The organism is Phycisphaerae bacterium (genome assembly GCA_024102815.1).
GTDB lineage: Bacteria > Planctomycetota > Phycisphaerae > UBA1845 > UBA1845 > JAGFJJ01.
Genome location: JAGFJJ010000010.1, coordinates 85,594 through 105,335 on the forward strand (window position 1 = coordinate 85,594; position 19,742 = coordinate 105,335).

The 19,742-nt window shown below is 63.4% G+C and carries 12 protein-coding genes, 2 pseudogenes and 1 riboswitch; of the genes and pseudogenes, 2 read left to right on the forward strand and 12 right to left on the reverse strand.

Going from position 1 to position 19,742, the window contains the following annotated elements; all coding sequences use genetic code 11:
- Window positions 1-2: 2 nt before the first annotated feature.
- From J5J06_03075 to thiC, 12 genes and pseudogenes are all read right to left on the reverse strand, one after another.
- Window positions 3-1,256: a cytochrome c3 family protein gene (locus J5J06_03075; protein MCO6436049.1), complete on the reverse strand. Its 1,254-nt coding sequence runs from the start codon at window positions 1,254-1,256 to the stop codon at window positions 3-5.
- Window positions 1,246-2,487 carry a Ni/Fe-hydrogenase cytochrome b subunit gene (gene hybB, locus J5J06_03080; protein MCO6436050.1) on the reverse strand — a complete coding sequence of 414 codons (1,242 nt, stop codon included), beginning with the start codon at window positions 2,485-2,487 and terminating at the stop codon, window positions 1,246-1,248. Before hybB ends, J5J06_03075 begins: the two co-directional genes overlap by 11 nt.
- The gene (locus tag J5J06_03085; protein ID MCO6436051.1) at window positions 2,450-3,484 is read right to left on the reverse strand and encodes a 4Fe-4S dicluster domain-containing protein; all 1,035 of its coding nucleotides are present in this window, start codon (window positions 3,482-3,484) and stop codon (window positions 2,450-2,452) included. The genes hybB and J5J06_03085 overlap by 38 nt, the downstream gene beginning before the upstream one ends.
- Before the next feature lie 70 nt (window positions 3,485-3,554).
- Window positions 3,555-4,763 carry a substrate-binding domain-containing protein gene (locus tag J5J06_03090; GenBank protein ID MCO6436052.1) on the reverse strand — a complete coding sequence of 403 codons (1,209 nt, stop codon included), beginning with the start codon at window positions 4,761-4,763 and terminating at the stop codon, window positions 3,555-3,557.
- Window positions 4,764-4,995: 232 nt separating this feature from the next.
- A complete protein-coding gene (locus J5J06_03095; GenBank protein MCO6436053.1) occupies window positions 4,996-6,684 on the reverse strand; it encodes a hypothetical protein in 1,689 nt (562 codons plus the stop codon).
- Between the two features lie 164 nt (window positions 6,685-6,848).
- A complete protein-coding gene (locus J5J06_03100; protein ID MCO6436054.1) occupies window positions 6,849-7,202 on the reverse strand; it encodes a four helix bundle protein in 354 nt (117 codons plus the stop codon).
- A 217-nt stretch (window positions 7,203-7,419) separates the two neighbouring features.
- Window positions 7,420-8,634: pseudogene (locus J5J06_03105) on the reverse strand (error-prone DNA polymerase).
- 33 nt (window positions 8,635-8,667) lie between these two features.
- Window positions 8,668-9,132: pseudogene (locus J5J06_03110) on the reverse strand (PHP domain-containing protein).
- A gap of 12 nt (window positions 9,133-9,144) precedes the next feature.
- Window positions 9,145-10,740, reverse strand: a complete 1,596-nt coding sequence (locus tag J5J06_03115) for a DNA polymerase Y family protein (protein ID MCO6436055.1) — start codon at window positions 10,738-10,740, stop codon at window positions 9,145-9,147.
- A complete protein-coding gene (locus J5J06_03120; protein MCO6436056.1) occupies window positions 10,646-11,506 on the reverse strand; it encodes a hypothetical protein in 861 nt (286 codons plus the stop codon). Before J5J06_03120 ends, J5J06_03115 begins: the two co-directional genes overlap by 95 nt.
- A gap of 282 nt (window positions 11,507-11,788) precedes the next feature.
- The gene (locus J5J06_03125) at window positions 11,789-13,678 is read right to left on the reverse strand and encodes a radical SAM protein (protein MCO6436057.1); all 1,890 of its coding nucleotides are present in this window, start codon (window positions 13,676-13,678) and stop codon (window positions 11,789-11,791) included.
- Between the two features lie 292 nt (window positions 13,679-13,970).
- The gene (gene thiC, locus J5J06_03130) at window positions 13,971-16,040 is read right to left on the reverse strand and encodes a phosphomethylpyrimidine synthase ThiC (GenBank protein MCO6436058.1); all 2,070 of its coding nucleotides are present in this window, start codon (window positions 16,038-16,040) and stop codon (window positions 13,971-13,973) included.
- 82 nt (window positions 16,041-16,122) lie between these two features.
- Window positions 16,123-16,243, reverse strand: a riboswitch (TPP riboswitch).
- A gap of 364 nt (window positions 16,244-16,607) precedes the next feature.
- Here thiC and J5J06_03135 point away from each other — a divergent pair.
- Both J5J06_03135 and J5J06_03140 read left to right on the forward strand, forming a co-directional pair.
- Entirely contained in the window at window positions 16,608-17,531 is a 924-nt protein-coding gene (locus J5J06_03135; GenBank protein ID MCO6436059.1) for an HDOD domain-containing protein, read from the forward strand.
- A gap of 652 nt (window positions 17,532-18,183) precedes the next feature.
- Entirely contained in the window at window positions 18,184-19,695 is a 1,512-nt protein-coding gene (locus J5J06_03140; protein MCO6436060.1) for a flagellin, read from the forward strand.
- Window positions 19,696-19,742: the final 47 nt, after the last annotated feature.

Consider the following 19,742-nt stretch of genomic DNA (forward strand, 5'->3'; position numbering starts at 1 on the left):
TCTCAACGGGCGGAAGCGCCATCGGCTCCGTTCGGAAACCGCATCTCTCCCTCGTGGCAATCCGTACACACGGGGGGCCGGTCGTAGCGACCATCTTGGTGGCAGGTGCTGCAATCAATCTCGGCGTGATTCTCGTCAAGAACCTGCCCCGTGATGGCATGGTCGAACGCGCCGGCATCCCAGGGCTCGTGACAGGCCGAGCACTCTTTTGAAGGCGCCTCAAACGGAACGTCCGCGTGGCAACTGCGGCACGGCACGCCGGCGTGGTAGGATTTCAACGGCCAACCCGCAACGGTGGCGTGGTCAAACAAGCCGCGCAGAGGAGTACCGTCAGGAATGTGGCATTTCTCGCAGCGCCCGGCCGACCGTCCCGCAAGACTCATGTCGTCGCGATGGCATCGCACACAGGGCGCGTGGTGCTCCACCAGGGTCGAATTCCGGCGCGCCTCGTCACTACGGCTGTGGCAGCGCGCGCAGCTCGACTCCCGATGGCAATCCACGCAGCGAAGACCGAATCGATCCGCATGCTCTCCGTGTCGGAACAGCACGCGTCCCGACGCTTCCCGATTCGCCGACCCTTCATAGAATTCCCCGGCTGGTGAGGGGATGGGTGGATGCATCCGTCCGAGTATCTCTCCGGGGCCGGGTGCCGCCGCCACACGGCTCCCTGCCTTGCGCCGATGGCAGAGTTCGCACGCGCGTTCATCGCTCCATTCCCGATGACAAGCCAGGCATTGTTGGTGATAGGCGCCGCGCAGCCCCGGAAGATCGACGCTCGTACCGGATGCGGCAGGATCATGGCAGGCTCGACATGGGGGAGGTGGCTGACCCGCTGATGAATGGTGGTGGCACGTCGCGCACCCGTCGCCCATCTCCGCCTTTTCCGCATGACCACGGTGGTCGAACGGAACGGGCAGGTAGGTGTTCTCCAGGACTCCCAGAACGATCACGTCACTGACCGCAGCGAGCTCCGCCGTCGGGACGAGATGCCGGGTGCAGGGATTCCGCAGACATGGGGCCGAATGCTTCGGCGTCTCGCAATAGTGGCAATTGCCACAGTTCGTTGCGTGTTCCTCTGGTTCCGCGACGCTTGTCTCGACGGGAACGGCGTCCACCTGCGTCTTGTCCTGCGCCAGTGTGGTCGCCGTAGCCGTCAACAAGATGGCCATCGTCGCCGCGAGGCGCAGACACGACCCGCGTGCTCCACTCTCGGCTGCGCCGAACGGACCATTGCCCCCCAGAGCCTCAGGCGCCATGTCTCACCGCGCCTTTCTCAATCCTCCGTGGCGCATCCACCACGGAGCGCCCGCATTCCGGCACGAAATCGACGATCGCCAGATTCATTGCCAGGAAACGCCAGAGCACGATCAGGCCGGCGAGGACCCCGATCGTAAACCCCCACTCGGCAAGTGATGGAAAATATCGGTATGGCGCCATGAACGGACGGAACCCCAGCCAGTACACGTTGGTTCGATAGAGCACGACTCCGAACATGACCATCAGGCATGCTGCGCCCAATGCACGGGGACTACGCAGCACGCGCGATGACATGAGCATGACGAGAGGAACAACGAGTCCGACGCCGACTTCCAGTCCGAAGGCAGCGGACACCAACGAGAAATGGCGCAACTCGGCGAAGCTCCCACGAACCAGCAGATCGCCGATCTTAAATGCCAGATACACACCCAGGACAACGGGCAGATAGCTTGCGAGACGGCTCAGTTGTCGCATGGGCGGCCGCAGTCCCAGTGAAGTCGAGGACCAGAGACATACGAACATCACCGTGGGAATTGCCGCTACGACGGCTGACATCACGAACAGGAGGGAGAGAATGGGCGTCCACCAGAGCGGATGGAGCTTGGGACCGGCCAGCACCATGACGTGCCCCAGGGAGGATTGGTGCAGGCAGGAGATCGCAATGCCGAGTATCACCACGCCGATCATCACCGGCTCGAGCAGTTGATACAGAGACCCGCAGATAACGCCCAGCCAGGGATGGCGAACATCAAAACGAAAGCGCTCGCAGACCACCGGAACGAACTCGAGATACAGCACCGACAGATAGCACATCACGCACATGCCGACCTCGAACAGCGCCGAATTCCCCTGCCACATGCTCGGAAGAAGCGGATGCCAGATGTTGTAATAACGGCCGAGATCGGCCGCGAGTAGAATGCAGGCGCACGTGTAGCCCAGCAACGCCGTCAGGAGCGCGGGGCGAACGAGGAAGTGATAGTCCTGGCGATTCAGGACGTAGACAAGGCCCGCCGTAACGAACCCCCCGGCCGCCAGCGCGATGAATGAAACGTCCGCGACGATCCAGATACCCCACGGATAGACCTGGTTCATGTTGGTGCTGGCCTGCAGGCCGAACGCAAAACGATAGATCCCGAAGGCCACGCCCAGTCCTGCCATGAGGAGCAGGATCGCCGTTCCCGGGGTAAGAAACTTAACGCGCGAGAATGTCGGCAGCGCACTGTGGCTCATCGTGGGACTCCTCAAGTCTGGACACGTCACCATGCACGACCGCGATACGATCCCTGCCGACCTGGCCGTTGTCGCTCGAGGCGGAGTCGACACCAAACGGGATTTCGCGACGGCGCGTGAGCCATGCGGTCAGCCCCAGGATCGCGCACCACGCCACGGGAGGCATGAAGTGCTTGAACACGCCATGCTGGATCGACTCCGTCAGGCGGGGCCAGGAGCTTGCCGCGACCGGCGGAAACCCGAGCTGCTCGAACGGAACCGGACTCAAGTACAGCCAGGACGTTCCGCCCGCCTCGAACTCTCCGTAGACATGGTCCACGTACACGTCGGGCTGGCGGGCAACACGCTCATGTGCCTTGGCAATCAGTTCCTCGCGCCGGCCGTAAATGAGGCACTCTTTCGGACACGCCTGCACACACGCCGGAATCGTGCCCCCGTTCGCGTGATCCTCATCGAAACAGAATGTGCAACGACGGACGCGCGGGGTGAGCGGCCTGGCGTACTCGTAGGCGGGCATTTCGAATGGACACGCCACCATGCAGTAGCGACAGCCCATGCACTTCTGCGCGTCGTACGTCACGGGCCCGTCAGGCAGTTTCCGCAGAGCACCCACGAGGCACGCGGATACACATGCCGGATCGACACAGTGCATGCAATTTTGCTTTACATACACGGCCGAAGTTCCGTCATCGTGGTTGAAGGTGCGTCTGTTGACGACGGTGAAGGAATCGGGACCGGGACGACGAGCTTGCTCGAACAGGGACTGGTCTTCCAGTTCCTCGGGATCAATCTCGGGAAGGCCGTTGGCTTTTGCGCAGGCCGCCTCGCAGCGCCGACAGCCGCTGCATCGGACCACGTCCACCAGCACTCCCATGGCCTGCGGTGCCGCCTCAATGTGCGAAGATGAATTCGCCCGCGCCGGTGAGGCGGCTACTGCAAGCCCCCCCGATCCAATCGCCACCGCCCTGCGAAGAAACGCTCGCCGATCAGGATCCATGGGAAACACAGCCTTTCTTGCGTCATCGATCTTGCCATGCTCCGGTGAGCGAATTGAACTGCTCGCCGGACTAGAACCCGACGTAGGCGTAGCCCTGTCCCTGAAGATCGATGATTCTCGGGTAGGCCGAGGCAATGGCTTTCACACCCGGTATCAGGTCCGCCTTGCTCAAGCCCAGCTTTTCCAGCGACTTGCCGCACACCTCGATCTGCACGCCCATATCCAGGAGTTCGCGGACTGCCGAACCGTCGGGATTGGCACCGGGAGTCTTGGTCGCCTTGGCGTAACCGGCGTCGCTGAGCAGTCGCCTCACGGAATCGCCGTCGAACACGGCGGTCAGATGCACCTCGGACGGCGGAACGCCGATTGCCTCGTATTCCTTGAGCAACTCGCGAATCCGCAACAGGCCGTTCGGCTGTCCGTCGTTGCCGTCGTTCCCGTCAACCCGGCAGACGGCGCAGATGTCGCGCCTCACGACCAGCGGAGACCCTTCCTCTCCGGGGCTCATCCAACCCCACGATGTGAAGATCTCCTGCCCTTCCGGGGAGGTGAGGAAGTTGATGAACTCCCGCGCCACCGGCTTCTCCGCCCCACGCTGCGTTAACGCAACGCTGCAATGCCGGTAGACTCGGTAGTCCGCGCTCACCGGGATCAGCTTGGCCTCGTCCCGCAGGGGCATGTACCAGATGTTCCAGGTGATCCAAGCGTCGAGATCGCGGTGCTGCCGCCACAGCTTCATGGCGTCATCGCTCGTTTCCGCGGAAACCGAGATATTGGCCCGTAGCTCACGCAGCGCGCGGACATCCGCGAAGCGGCCGGCCATGTCTTCCCACAGAGCGGTCTGGCCCGATCCCTCGACCACCATGATCCTGAGCCCGGGTTGCAGGAGGTCGGGAAAGTCGCGGATGCCCCGCGGATTATCGGGCCGAACAAGAATGACGGACGGACGCATGTACAGCGGTGTTACCGAGGCCGGGTCGATCTTCAGGCTCTCCGTCCGCTCGAAACGGGTCATCATGTACCCGGCACTGGCATAAATCAGGTCAGCATCGTCGCCGGCCTTGGCGATCCAGGAATCCACCGGTCCCGAGTGAACGTCAATGGTAATCTGATGACGCGCCCCGAACGCCGTCGCCGCGTCGTGAATCGCCGGCGAAGGCCCCGAAGGGCCGTAGAGTTTCATCGACTCCGGCGGATCACCGCGCAACGCGGGAGTCAGGGCGAACGTGATGACCGCAAAGGTAAGGCAGTGCGTACGGCAAGCGTAACGAGGGAACATGAGTGTATCTCCCAACATCGGCGGGCAAACCAGGACGCATCACACCGCAGCGGAATCGCTCCGCCCCATCAACGTCCGCCGGATGTGTCGCGCCGAGAGCGCATCCGGCAATTAAGTTACTTACATTTTCTGTGCCGCAGCCGGGCGGCAATGAGGAATTCGTGCGCGACATGGCGCGGTTCAGATATAATTTATTCGCTGAATTATCTGTGTACGGACGCCGGCAGGAGATTTACCGGAAGTCGCGTGAGCGCCGGGGCAGGTCCGCAACCCAATCCTCGATATTCTCGAACCCCGCCACCAGCAGGTGAACCACCGACCCCCGACGCTCGATGCGCCCGCGAGCGATCACCAGCCTGGCGTAGACGGCCGCGTCTCGAAATCGCTCATAGACCTCCGGCCGGACGATCAGGTCCAGGCGGGCGGTTTCGTCCTCGATGGTCATGAACATCACCCCTTTGGCAGTACCCGGCCGCTGGCGAAAGAGCACAACACCCCCCACCGCCGCCCGACGACCGAACGGCGATGCCCGCTCGTCCTTGGCCTCGGCAGCGGTGATCACGCGCAGCCCGCTCAACCGCTCGCGCAAAAATGAAACCGGATGGGCCTTCAGCGAAAGCCCTACGGAGCAGTAATCCCGAGTGACATCGTCGGCCGGTGGGACGGCGGGCAGGCGCACCCCGCCGTCACGCGATTCCGGAATACCATCGAACAACGGCAGCGCTCGACCCTTGAGCGCGCGAACTTCCCACAACGCGTGCTGGCGATCAAGTCCCATCGACCGGAACGCGTCGGCCGTGGCAAGAACGTGGAGCGTGGACGCCGATACCTCACTGGCCCGCCACAGGTCGAAGACGGAAGCGAACGGCCCGAACCGCCTCACCGCCTCCACGATCGCGTCGGCATCGCGCCGCCGCAGTCCGTCCACCATCCGCAGCCCCAGGCGCAACGCCGGCCCGTCTCCCCCCTCCGTGCTTTCTTCTTTCCTTCCCTCCGTCGCTTCGTGCCTCCGTGCCTTCTTGGCTTCTCCTCTCCACCCCTTCGTCGCTCCGTGGCTCCGTGGCTTCGTGGCTTCTTTTTTCCTGTTGCCCGTTGCCCGTTGCCCGTTGCCTCTCTTCCCCCTTCGTGGCTCCGTGGCTTCGTGGCTTCGTGGCTTCGTGGCTTCTTTCTTCCTGTTGCCTGTTGCCTGTTGCCCGTTACCTCTTGTCTGCTCCGTGCCTTCGTGCCTCCGTGCCTCCGTGCCTTCTTCCTCCAACGTACAATCCCATTCACTGTAATTAGCATCCACGCCGCGCACGACGACGCCGTGCTCCTGGGCGTCGCGGACGATCTGCGCGGGCGCATAGAAACCCAGCGGCTGGCTGTTCAGCAGCGCGGCCGCGAACACCTCCGGGTAGTAGCACTTGATCCACGCCGAAGCGTAGACGAGCAACGCGAAGCTCGCGGCGTGCGACTCGGGAAAGCCGTACTGGCTGAAGCCCTTGAACCGCTCGAAGCACCACACGGCAAAATCGCGACTGTAGCCGTTGCGGACCATCCCACTGACGAACCGCCCGGGGAACTCCGCGATGTCCGACTTGCTGGTCCACGCCGTGATCGCCCGGCGGAGCTTTTCCGCCTCCCCGGCGGTAAACCCCGCGGCCTGAATCGCCAGGGCCATCACCTGCTCCTGAAACAGTGGCACCCCCAGCGTCTTGCCCAGCACGCGGCGAATGGTCTCGTCGGGGTAATTCACCGGCTCCTCGCCGTTGCGACGCCGCAGGTAAGGATGGACCATCTCACCCACGATCGGCCCCGGTCGGACAATGGCCACCTCGATCACGAGGTCATAAAAGCAACGTGGCTTGAGTCGCGGAAGCATGGTCATCTGCGCCCGCGACTCGACCTGAAACACGCCGAGGCTGTCGGCCCGGCAGAGCATGTCGTACACGGCCGGGTCTTCGGGGGGAATGGTGGCTAAGGAAAGGCACGAAGGCACGGAGGCACGAAGGCACGAAGGGCCGGAAGGAAGAAGGCACGGAGGCACGGAGGCACGAAGGCACGGAGGGTCAGGATTCTGGCAGAAAGTACTTTCATGCTCATCGGCTATTTCTCGAGACTCCGTATGAGACCCTGAAGCACGCGGTCCGTTTCCTGGAGCAGGGCGTTGATCGCTTCCAACGACCGAAGGAACTCCATTTGTTCGCACAAAATCAACTGGGTTTCGAGCTCCGCAAGAGAACCGCGTGCGACTCGAAGAAATCGGAGATAGTCCGTTCGGCTTTGCCGGGCATAGCCTTCCGCGATGTTGCTCGGAATGGAGACCGCACTGCGCCTCATCTGAATCGTCAGCCCAAACCTTTCGACATCGGGCATTGTCCGAGTGGTCTCGTAAACCATCTTTGCCAACAGCATTGATTTCTGCCAGGCAATCAGATCCCGAAATGTCTTGATTTTCATCGCAAGCCTCTCTTTCCACTTGCCTTGTTATCTTGGCGCCTTTTGCTTCGCGTCTTCTTTCCTTCTTCTGTTCGTGTCTCCATGCCTCGGCACCTTCTTCCTGTTGCACGTTGCCTGTCGCCTGTTGCCCGCTATCTGCTTCGTGCCTTCGTGGCTTCGTGCCTTCGTGCCTATTAAGAAGCTCCAGCCCCTTCCGTATCGCCGTCAGCATGCCCAGCCCGAGCACGTCCACCTTGAGTATGCCCAGCGCGTCGATGTCGTCCTTGTCCCACTCGATGACCGTGCGATCGGGCATGGCCGCGTTCTCGATGGGCACGAGTTCGGAGAGTTTTCCACGGGTGATGACGAACCCCCCCACGTGCTGCGAAAGGTGACGCGGGAAACCCAGCACCTCGCGGACAAGTTGAATGAACAGCTTGATCGTTTCGTTGGCGGGATCGAAGCCGATGGCGGCAAGCTGCGCGGGCACATCGCCCGACTGCGAATCGGCGAAAGGATTCCTCTCCCAGCGATCCACGCGTTTGGCGATGCGGTCCACGGCGTCCAGCGAGAGCCCCAGGGCCTTGCCCACGTCGCGGATGGCGCTTCGCCGGCGATACGTAATCACCTCGGCCGTGAGCCCGGCGCGGTCCCGCCCGTACTTCTCGTAGATGTATTGAATGACCTCCTCGCGGCGTTCGTGCTCGAAGTCGATGTCGATGTCCGGCGGCTCGTTGCGCTCCCGGCTGACGAAACGCTCGAAGAGCAGGTCGATGCGATCCGGATCGACGGAGGTGACGCCCAGGCAATAGCACACGGCGGAGTTGGCCGCCGCGCCCCGTCCCTGGCAGAGAATTCCCCGCGAACGCGCGAAAACCACCAGATCGTGCACGGTCAGAAAGTACGGCGCGTAGTTGAGTTCCTCGATCAGGACAAATTCGTGCTCGATCTGCCCGCGGACTTTATCCGGAACACCACCGGGATAACGCTCCTTCGCGCCCATCCAGGTCAGCGCCTCGAGATGCTGCATCGGCGTCATTCCCGGCGGGCAGGTTTCCTCGGCATACTCGTAGCGAAGTTGGTCCAGGCTGAACGAACCGGCACGCTCCGCGATCGCCGCACTTCGCGACAGCGCGCCCGGACGATCGCGCCAGAGTCGCCGGATTTCGTCGAGAGGTTTGAGATAGCGCTCCCCATTGGGGAACAGTCGAAACCCCGCCTCGTCGATGGTGCAGCCGTGACGCACGCAGGTCAGCACGTCCTGAAGCGGGCGGCGCTCGGCGACGTGGTAGTAAACGTCCTGAACGGCGACCAGCGGGACCCGCAGTTGCTTCGCCACCGTTTCGCAGTGTTTCTCGTGCGCCCGGTCCCGCCCGTCATACAACTGCGCCGCGCCGAGAGAGAGCCGATCGTCATCGAATGCCTCTCGCAATCGATGCCACTCACGCGGCATTTCGTCGCAGTCAGCCGAGGACGGCAACAGCACGCCGAGCAGGCCTTCCTGATGATCCAGCAGATCATCAAGCGTCAGTTGACACTCCGCCTTGGCCGCGCGGCGCTTGCCGACGGTCAGCAGCGTGCAGAGGCGCCCATACGACGCCCGGTCCGTGGGATAGACGAGAAGTGAAAGCCCTTCCGGCTCCGTAAAGATCAGACGACAGCCGACGATGAACGGAATCTGCGATTCTTTCGCGGCAACGTGGGCGCGTACGATCCCCGCCAGCGTGTTGTGATCGGCGACGGCCACGGCGCCATAGCCGAGCTTCGCGGCTTGGTGCACGTACTCGTCGGGATGACTCGCGCCCCGCAGGAACGTGAAATTGCTCGTGACCGCCAGTTCCGCGTAGGACGGATCTCGCGATCGCCGTTTCGTTCCCGCCCGTCGCTGCGTCGTCGAAGGCTGAACATGCGGATGCGCGTGCGCTTTGGCGTCAGGAAGATCGGGCACGATGGAACATCCCGCTTACGCCCACAGCCCATGCACGAACCATCCCTTGGTGACACGGTCCCGATACACCCACAGGAACCGTCCGCAGTCGTCCTGAACCGCGTAGTAATCCCGCCCGCCGTCCGGCGAAGGCGGACCGTCGCGCTTCGACCGCCACCACGGCAGGGCGATCCGCTCCGGCCCGCCGGCGCACCGCACGGCGAACTCCCGCCCGCGCCAGTGCAGCCACGAGGGCGGACCGTCAGGCACCAGGGAGATCACCTGCACCGGCTCGGGAACCGTGAGCAACTGCGAAGGTCGATCGAACACCGCCGCTGCGGCCGCGCGATCGTCATCATCTCCGCGCGATTGCCGCTTCGGCTTCGCCGACCACTTCCCCAGCGGGAACGCCTCTTCAGGAACATGCGTCGCCACGGGCGAAATTCTCAGCACGCCCCGTGAACCGAACCGATCGATGAGCCGATCCACGAATTCTCCCAGCGCCGCTTCGTCCCGGGCGAGGCGGTCCTCGTCCTCGCCGTGGGCGAAATGCATCTGCGTGGCCGAGAGCTTTCCCATGCGCAACGCCCGCAGGACAACGGACTCCACTCCGTAGCCCATGTTCACCCGCTCGAGCCTGGGGCCGAGCAGCGTCCACAGATGCCGCACGCTGCGGCAGGGATAGGTGAGCATCAGCGTGATGTGCCACGGCTCCGCCGACAATCGCTGGAAGACGACTTCGAGCGTCCGCGCGCCGCAGCCCCGCTCCTCCAGTTGCAGGACCAGCGCGAAAAGAAGCTCGCGAACGGTAAGCGTGATCGCCTCCAGGCTGGTCACCGCTCCGTCGAACATGCGTGATACTTCAGGAGGTGTCGACGCCCGTTCAGGAACGATCGCCTCGGCCGTGAGCCCCGTGGCCTGGTCGAGCCGGCGCAGCAGATCGGCGCCGAAGCGGCAGGCCAGTTCCTCGCGGGGAAGTTCGAGCAGCGAACCGATCCGCTCGATGCCCACTTCGTGCAGCGCCGTGACGAAGACCGGATCGATGCGCAGCCCCGCCACCGACAGCGGCGCGAGGGCATCGCGAACATGCGCGGCCTCGACGATGGTAATGTGATCCTCGTTGAAGCGGGCCATCGCCCAGGCGCAGCCCACCGTGGGAGCCAGCGCCAGCCGGGCGGACAGTCGCCCCTTCCTCAGCGAGCGATCAACCTGCGCGACCATCGTCCCGTCCCCCCCAAAGAGGTGTTCACAACCGGCCACATCCAGCAGCAGTCCGTCCGGCGCGTCGGCCGCGACCGTCGGAGAGAAACGCTGCGCCCACAGCGCCAGGCGTCGCAGCCGCTTCGCGTCCTCCTCGGGCGTGAACGGCCGTACCCATACGTCTGTTCCCCGAAGCAACGCCTGGGCATGGGCCAGACCCATGCCCAGGCGCACCCCTTTCGCTTCGGCGCGCTCGCAGGCGCAGGCGATCCACTCCTTTCCCCGCTCGCGGGACACGAGCAGCACGGCGACCGGCTGCGCGGGCGGGCGGCGCGGATCATGCCTGCACGCGCTGCCGCGCGCCGGGGACTGTTCCCGCATCGCCAGTTGCACCGGCCAGCGGGGCAAGTACACGGAGAGCACCTTGGCCACGGTCCCACTCCACCACCCGCACGCGCGGGCGCCGTTCCGGCTGCCCTCCCTTGCAACGCAACAACTCGATGCGCCATCGCGCATTCAGCACGTCCGCCTCGTCCTCCGCTGATCCGTCGCTTCGCGACTCCCAGCGCACCCACCGGCGCGTCTGCGCTGCCGAAGTCAGGTTCACCTCCCAGGGCGGGCGAACAAGCCACGCGGGCGTATCGTTCGTTCTGGCCACGAGCTGCACGCGCCGCGTGGCGGCCATGTCGAACCCGCTGCCATCGGCGATGACAACGCCCACGGCTGGGCAGCGAAGCGCCAGGTCCACGGCCCACAGGCGATCGCCGGGGCGATCGGCCGGGGCGAAGATCGAGCCTTCGAGACTTCGCCGGTCGCCGTCCGCACCGACCAGGACTTTGCCGTAGGGGAAACAGCGCCGCCCGATCCAGATCGTCCAATGCCCGCCGTCGGCGCGGGCGAGGAACCGCCTCACGCCATGGACCAGGGGCAGCAGCGGTGGTATCCAGTCGCGGTAAGCACCGCGATTGGGGGCGTCGGGGGCATCAACCGCCGATGCGGCCACGCCGAACCACTCGTGCAGACCACCTTTCGCCAGATCGTCGCCCAGCGTTGCGGCGACGCCCGTCTCTCCTCTTACGGCAAGCGGGTCGTGCCTGGGCGAAGCGGGCCGCTCCGCGGACCGGTCGGGATCGCCCAACCGGACCACCCGCCCGCCGAACCGACCCTGAAAAGCGAGAATGTCGTCCACACCGGACACCGCTGGGCCTCCGATCCTTCCGGGCCTATTGTTTGGCATATGTTAGGTTTCTGGACGGGGGAAAGCAAGCCATTTCTTGATAGCAATATAACCTCTTATAGAACGGTAGATTGCGAACAGGAAACGTACGGTTCGGCCAGAAATCCTTGGATAAGCAACCGCCGACCCTGGAGTGTGATGCCGGACCGATCGACCGGCATCCGACGGAAGCGCCGAACGAAACCTGCGATATGATGTGATGTCACTTGCGCAAGTGGGCGCCCGATCGCATCGGCCCGTCGCTCAGGAAGACGAGGCAAGAACGGGCAGCGCCGTCGTCCGTGGGCCCGCTGAGGGCACGTTGATCTGCACCTTCGATTCCATGCCAAGCTGAACCATACCGGGAAGCGCGTGGCTCGCCGGTGTACCGTCGATGCTCAACAGCGGGACACGACTCATCGGCGGGGCAGACTTGCGCCGAATCCTCCCGAGCCGAAGCCGCAGGGCCCAGCCGATCGTCCTCTTGACGGTTTCCGCCAGACCCATCATGCCCAGCACCTGCCAGAAGGGATCCGCAGCGCGAAGCTCCGTATTGGGCCGAACGAGCGACCAAGCGAACCGTACGGGGTTATAGAAGTAGGCATAGGCGAGCAGGATGTTGATCTGCTTGCGCCAGGGTTTGGCGTGGTTGGACGCCACGACGTGGTTTCCGCCGAGCATGTGTTCTTCGATCTGTTTGCCGCCCACGCTTTCGTAGGCCATGCCCGATGTGTAGGTCTCTGAATAGAGCTTCGAACCGGTGGCGGGAACCAGCATGAGCACCTGCATGCTCACGGCACCGGCCTTACGGAGCAACCGCACCTGGTTGAGCAGGCCGTAAGGCTTGGGCCCGATGCTGACCAGCGGCTGCTCGTCGTGGTGCATCATCATGGGCATGGGGTGAATGCCGTTCTTTCGCAGCAAACGGAAGGCTTCGCTGGTCTTGTCGACGCTCTGCCCCTTCTTGACCAGCGTCGCGGTCATGTCTTCCACGCCCATCCAGAGTGAACGGAGTCCGGCCCGCTTGATCAGCGGGAGATGCTCCTGGAGTTTCAGCGTATCGTGAACCGTCGCTTCCGTGGCCCATCGAAACTGCTTGCGCGGATCGCTGTTGCTGCCCCGCACCCGCGCGAGGGTCTCGACGATTTCGAGCGTTCGCTCCTCGTGATTGAAGAAATTGTCATCGGCTCCAAAGTACGTCTTCAAACCGAACTCGCGGTTGATCCGCGTCATTTCGTCGGCGATGCGTTCGCCGCTCTTGACGCGATACTGCCGCTGGTTGTATGCGGGAATTGGGCAGTAGGGACACGCGAACTTGCAGCCGAACGTCAGGACCAGCGAGCCGATTGGGCTGTACCGTCTTACCTCCGTAGCAGGAAGCGCCCGCGCGGACAGCGTCATCGCTCGACTCGGCGGCTCAAGCAGTTGGTACCCCAGCACAGGGTGAGGCAGTTCATCGAGATCGCTCACCAGCCGCTGGATGCCCGTGTCCACGAGATCTTCCGCGACCCCGTCCAGGCTTGATCGAGCAAACACGAGTCCCGGAATGCTGTCGAGCAATCCTCGGTCGCGGGCGCGAAGGAACGTGGCGCGGATCGGCTCCCCGTTCGACCGCTCGTGCAGCAGCGCTTCGAGCAGGCTCAGGAAGACGTACTCCTCGCCGGTGACGGCGACGTCGGCTCCCCAGCGATCGTTGGGATCCGTGCCAAACACGTCCCAGGGTTCGTAAATGACTTTCGGCCCGCCCACGATAACCAGCGGCCGATGTGCGGGATCGATCCGGCAGACATCCCGGATCAGCGTCTTGCACGCCGCGGTGTGAAGGGCCATGCTCGACACCATGAAGATGTCCGGCGTCCGGCCGTCGAGCTGCATCATCGAGGGACGGAACTGGCGGTTCCACTGCTGGAGGACGATCCGGGTCTTGGCGAACCCCACGTCGGCCATGGCGGAGCCGATGGCACGAACGCCCGCGGGAGCCATGCGCAGGTCCGCGTAAATGAACGGCAACATGCGCGTGCGATGATCGAAGGCACAGGCGATGACGGTCGCGAGATCGTGCCGGGGTGCGATGCTCCGCAACCGGCGGCGGAGTTCGACCAGTGCGCCTGGGCGCAGCAGCTCATCGCCGCGTGTACGACGTGGTAGTTCCATGTGTTCAGACTGCCCCCGTTCCGTCTGACGTTGCTTCCGACGCCATTGCGCGGTCGTTGCGGATGCGCGATCGAGTTCAGGGTGCCGCGAACTTCGCCCCGACCCGTGGCAGAGGTAAGACCTACCCTATTGGAGAAATGCGATGCCTTCGGCAGGTGTAAGCAAGCGAACGAAACCGCCTGTCGCGCTTGCACACCCCCTGCGACGAACAGCGTTGTCTCCTCTCCCGTGCCGAGAAGGATACCCGATCAGCCGGCCCTGAAACAAGCCAGCCGGATCGGGGCGCACACCGCTAGGTCCGATACACTTGCCCCCCGCTCTTGCGGAACTCCTCGGACTTCTCGGCCATGCCAAGCTGGATTGCCTCGTTTTCGCTCACGCCGTGGCTGGCGGCGTAATCGCGTACATCCTGGGTGATCTTCATCGAGCAGAAATTCGGGCCGCACATGGAGCAGAAGTGGGCCGTTTTGGCGCCCTCCTGGGGGAGTGTCTCGTCGTGGAACGACCGGGCCCGTTCGGGATCAAGCGAAAGATTGAACTGGTCTTCCCAGCGGAACTCGAACCGGGCCTTGCTGAGTGCGTCATCGCGGAGCTGCGCCCCCGGGTGCCCCTTCGCCAGATCAGCGGCGTGGGCGGCGATCTTGTAGGCGATCACGCCCTGGCGAACGTCCTCCCGATCCGGCAGTCCCAGGTGCTCCTTGGGAGTCACGTAGCAGAGCATGGCGCACCCGTACCAGCCGATCATGGCCGCGCCGATGGCGCTGGTGATGTGGTCGTATCCGGGAGCGATGTCCGTGGTGAGCGGGCCGAGCGTGTAGAACGGCGCTTCGTGACAGATGGACAGCTCCTTGTCCATGTTCTCCTTGATCATGTGCATGGGGATGTGGCCGGGACCTTCGATCATCACCTGCACATCGTGCTTCCAGGCAATCTGGGTCAATTCGCCCAGCGTCTCCAGCTCGGCGAACTGTGCCGCGTCGTTGGCGTCGGCGATTGACCCCGGACGAAGGCCATCGCCCAGGGAGAACGAGATGTCATAGGTCTTCATGATCTCGCAGATGTCTTCGAAGTGCGTGTAGAGGAAGTTCTCCTTGTGGTGGGCCAGGCACCACTTGGCGAGAATCGAGCCGCCGCGCGAGACGATGCCCGTCACGCGGCGCGCGGTCAGCGGAATGTAGCGCAGCAGCACGCCGGCATGAATCGTGAAATAGTCCACGCCCTGCTCGGCCTGTTCGATGAGCGTATCGCGGAAGATCTCCCACTTGAGTTCCTCTGCCTTGCCGTCCACTTTCTCCAGCGCCTGGTAGATCGGCACCGTACCGATGGGAACGGGCGAGTTGCGCAGGATCCACTCTCGCGTGGCGTGAATGTTTTTTCCCGTGGAAAGATCCATCACCGTGTCCGTGCCCCAGTGCGTGGCCCAGATCATCTTCTCGACCTCTTCCTCGACGGTGGAAGTCACCGCAGAGTTGCCGATGTTGGCGTTAATCTTCACCAGGAAATTGCGGCCGATGATCATCGGCTCGATTTCGGGATGATTGATGTTGGCGGGAATGATCGCCCGGCCGCGGGCCACTTCATCGCGTACGAACTCTGGCGTGATCACCCGGGGGATAAATGCCCCGAAGCGCTGTCCGAGGTGCTGTTGCCTGGCCAGTTCCTCGTACCCTTCCACGCGCTGGTTTTCGCGGATGGCGATGAACTCCATCTCGGGCGTGATGATGCCCTCTCGAGCGTAGTGCATCTGGGTGACGTTGCCGCCTGATCGTGCCCGCAAGGGGCGGCGCTGCACGCCGGTCGGGAACGGCTGATCCACGCGAGCATGCCCCGCGTCTTGCCTCTGCCCGTTGTCCTTCGGCTGAATTGCACGTCCTTGGTAGGGCTCGACGTCGCCTCGCTCCAGGATCCAATCACGGCGGAGCGGAGCCAGCCCCTTCCGCACGTCGATGGAAACATCGGGGTCGGTGTACGGGCCGGAGGTGTCATATACGTAGACGGGGGGATTCTGGGCTCGGGACGCGCCGTTCGACCCGGATGCATTCGTCTGCGTCAGAGCGATCTCACGAACGGGGACGCGAACATCGGAATGGAGCTTCCCTGCAACGTAAGACTTGCGAGAAGCAACATATGCGGAGGGAGTCGTCAACGCCGCAGCGGCACCCTCGTGCTTACCTCTCTTGGACGTCGAATGTTTGCTCTGGCCGTTTCCGTCTCCGCGTTTGGCTTGCGTCCCGTTCCTTTTCGCGCTCTTTTTCGGTGCGGTTTTTGACGGCTTCGTGCCGTTTGAACCGGTGGTCCCCAGAACGGAATCCTTCGATGCCTTGGCGGATTTTGTCACAACGCCTTTGCGCGGCGATGGCATGATCGACTCCTTCACGGTATTCACATCCGACGGGGTTGAGCGGAACGGGAAAGCCGGCATCAGCAGGGAGCAGGGATGTGCCCCAGAGCGGATGTCGCTTCCCTACGCAGGCTCACGCCGCGGCGACCGCACCGCGCGCCCCTGATCAGGTTCGAGGGCTATGCTCTCAGCCCGCACAAACGCAGGCACACCCAGCGACAATCAGGTTTTATGGGAACCAGCGCGAACCGTCAACTTGAATCCGCCCGAAGCGCGGGACAACCCTCGGTCCTCGGCGTCCCGTCCGTGGTTCAAGATTGCAGAGGTGATGGCACGGACCGTGGTCCATCGCGATTCGGCCCCGGCTCGCCGGGTCGGTGACCGGTCGCGTCCTTATTCGTTTCCCCCGACTCGCCGATGTACCGCTGTCGCAGCAGTGGCCGACGCCGCTCCGCGCCCTCCGCCCGGGTTGCGTCCGCTCATCCGCCGTTGCCGTTGCGGAGACTGCTGCTCGATATTTTCGGTCCTGCGCCCCAAGTAGGTCTGCCACGCGCCGTTTCAGAAGCGCGGGCCAGGAGTAAGGTTCTGATGAATGCCAAGGTGCTCGAAGGTCTCAAAAGGTCGGCCGCCGTCCCCTCTGTTCCGCAGGTCGTTACGCGGTTCCTGGAACTCATGCAGGATCCGAACTTCAAATATGATGATCTCGTCCGGGTGCTGTCCGCCGACGCAGGAACGGTGAGCGAGATCCTTCGCCTGGTGAACTCCGCGTTGTTCGGTGTTCGTCAGAAGATCGTCTCGCTGCGCCAGGCGCTGACGTTGCTCGGACCGAAGCGCACGCGTTCGCTTATCCTCGGCCGATTCCTCGTCGATCGCATGGCCCAGAAGCATCTCACCCGCCTGGACATGAGCTATTTCTGGCGCCGCTCGCTGGCATCGTCGGTCGTGGCCAGCCGCATTGCCGACCGCATCCTTCCCAAGTTCCGCGAGGAAGTGTTCATCAGCGCATTGCTGGCGGATATCGGCCTGCCGATTCTCGCGGAATCCTTCCCCGAGGCGTACGAACCGATCAGCCGGGAATTCTGCCCGCGGGGTAAGACGTTCACGGCCGACCAGGAAATTGAGCTCATCGAGGTCGCCCACTCCCAGGTGTCAGCGATGATCCTGAAGTACTGGGCCCTGCCGGACATGATCGCGGTCGCGGTGAACCTGCACCAGTCGGCCAATCCCGGCGAGGGCGACACGGCAACCATCGCGCGCATTCTCAACGCATCCGATTCGATCGCGAAACTGCTTTGCGAGATTCCCGACACGGACTCGGTCGTGCGTACGTGCATGGAGTCGGCCCGGTTCGCCCACATCGATATGGATGTTCTTGTGGAGTTGCTCCCCTCCATCGAAGCGGACATCGAGGAACTTGCGGGCGTGCTGCGAATCGACGTCATCCCCAGCAACGTATACGCCATCATCGCGAAGACGATTCACGAGAAGATTTCATCAGCGGCGATGGCCTGACCGACTGGCCACTGCGAGGAATCGAATCGAGGCCGTCGGCGCTATCTGGCGCGGACGGCCTCGTTGTTTTCCAACCCCAAAGCAGCCCGGACGGCACAGGGGCAGAGCGGACCCAGTCCCTGGGGATCAAAGTCCTGTCCTACCGGAGTCGGCTTCCTTGTTCCGAGAATTCCAATCGACCCGGGCCGCAAGATTTTCGGGGGACTCACCTTCCAATCGCGAACGTCCCAAAAAAAGGCTCATGGCGAGCGTTCAGGCTCGTCGGGGACGTCCTGTAACAGGATCTGAAGGATGGCGGATTCGACCGCGTCCTTCAGGGTCCGCTTGTGGGGTCCGAATGTACTAAAGGCCGTTTATCGGCAGGTCGATGCTTGCTTTGTTATCCCCCCTTGATTTCACCGGGGGCGGTAAGCCGTTCGAGGCGTCATTCGCCGTCGCATGTGTATGCGGACGCCGGGCAAAGGAGTATGGGACTTGGTCGAAGCAGGACGAGGATTCGCGGCAACGACCGGTCTGCGTGGTCGAGAGGGTCACACGAACAGCCCGTCGCCGAGTAAGGATCGGCGGCAACAGTCTGCGACGCTGACTTCGTAACGGATGGCGGTTTGCTCTCCGCGGAAACGTCGCGGCGCCTTGGGAGGCACGAACCAGGATGAGTCGGATCAACACCAACGTCGAATCGCTGATCGCCCGTCGCGCACTGTCCATCAACAACCAGTCGCTCAACCAGGCCCTGGGCCGGTTGAGCACCGGCCTGCGCATCAACTCGGGCAAGGACGATCCCGCCGGTCTGATCGCCTCCGAGACCTTGCGCTCCACCATCCGGGCCATCGACCAGGCCGTGGAGAACGCCAATCGCGCCGACACGATCGTCGCCGTGGCGGAGGGCGGGCTCCAGGAAATCAGCTCCCTCTTGCTCGATCTCGAAGCCCTGGTCGACCAGAGCGCCAACGACGCCGGCCTGACCGAACAAGAGATCACCGCCAATCAGAATCAGATCGACTCCATTCTTCAGTCCATCAACCGGTTGGCCGAGGCCACGGCCTTCGGTGATCGCAAGCTGCTTAACGGCACGTTCGACTTCACAACCTCCGGCGTGAACATCAACGAGCCGACGGGCGCAACGCTCGATCACCTCGACCGCGTGCAGATTAACTCCGCCAAGATCGCCGCAGGTGCGTTCCGCCAGGTCAGCATCAGTCGCGTTACCGCCTCGACTCGCGCTTCGATCAGCGCCGTCCTCGGGGGCGGCAACGGCTCCGGCGTACGAAACGGCACGCTCGGCGACACGACCACCATCCAGATCCGTGGTAATTACGGCTCGGAACTGCTCAGCTTCGCGTCCGGCACGGCGGCTGCCGACATTGTCACGGCCATCAACGACCGAACGAACCTCACCGGTGTCCGTGCATCGGCTTTTCTGGGCGCCGACGGCGCCGGCACGCCGACGATCAGCTTCTCCAGCACGGAATTCGGTTCGGACGCAAGCGTCGCCGTCACGGTCCTGGAGAACTCCGGCGCGGCCCTGGGCGACGCCATCGGCGTCAGCGACGCCAAGACCTATGGCACGGACGGGACGTTTACCATCAACGGAAACAGCGCCATCGTGGACGGCCTGAACGCGGCGGTCCGTGCCGGCGATCTTTCGCTCGACCTGACGCTCAGCGAGGCATTCGGCGGCGGAACAAGCACCGAGACCTCGACAGCTTTCGAAATCACCGGCGGCGGTGCCACGTTCTCCATTTCGCCGACCGTGGGCCTCAGCGGACAGGAATCCGTGGGCATCGGGGAAGTTTCCACGGCCAGACTGGGCAGCGGCGAGTCCACCGTCGGCTTCCTGTCCTCGCTCGGCACCGGACAGGCCAACGACCTCAGCAGCAAGAACTTCTCGCAGGCCCAGCGTATCGTCCGCTCCGCGATCAATCAGATCGCCAGCCTCCGCGGGCGGCTCGGCGGTTTCCAGAAGGACACGATCGCCAGCACGGTCAACTCCCTGCGTGTGGCCCGTGAAAACGTCACCGCGGCCGAGAGCGCTATCCGCGACGCCGACTTCGCCGTCGAGACGTCAAACCTCACGCGGGCACAGATCCTCGTGAATTCGTCGACGGCCGTCCTGCAACTGGCCAACGCCGCCCCGCAGAACGTCCTCGCCCTGCTCGGCTAATCCTGGGCAGAATAGCACGCGAATCAGCCACGAACCGGCCGGGACCC

Coding starts and splice junctions, on each gene's coding strand:
- J5J06_03140 (MCO6436060.1), top strand. CDS start 18,184: ATGAGTCGGATCAACACCAACGTCGAATCGCTGATCGCCCGTCGCGCA.
- J5J06_03085 (MCO6436051.1), bottom strand. CDS start 3,484: ATGGATCCTGATCGGCGAGCGTTTCTTCGCAGGGCGGTGGCGATTGGA.
- J5J06_03095 (MCO6436053.1), bottom strand. CDS start 6,684: ATGCTCTGCCGGGCCGACAGCCTCGGCGTGTTTCAGGTCGAGTCGCGG.
- hybB (MCO6436050.1), bottom strand. CDS start 2,487: ATGAGCCACAGTGCGCTGCCGACATTCTCGCGCGTTAAGTTTCTTACC.
- thiC (MCO6436058.1), bottom strand. CDS start 16,040: ATGCCATCGCCGCGCAAAGGCGTTGTGACAAAATCCGCCAAGGCATCG.
- J5J06_03125 (MCO6436057.1), bottom strand. CDS start 13,678: ATGGAACTACCACGTCGTACACGCGGCGATGAGCTGCTGCGCCCAGGC.
- J5J06_03075 (MCO6436049.1), bottom strand. CDS start 1,256: ATGGCGCCTGAGGCTCTGGGGGGCAATGGTCCGTTCGGCGCAGCCGAG.
- J5J06_03135 (MCO6436059.1), top strand. CDS start 16,608: ATGAATGCCAAGGTGCTCGAAGGTCTCAAAAGGTCGGCCGCCGTCCCC.
- J5J06_03100 (MCO6436054.1), bottom strand. CDS start 7,202: ATGAAAATCAAGACATTTCGGGATCTGATTGCCTGGCAGAAATCAATG.
- J5J06_03090 (MCO6436052.1), bottom strand. CDS start 4,763: ATGTTCCCTCGTTACGCTTGCCGTACGCACTGCCTTACCTTTGCGGTC.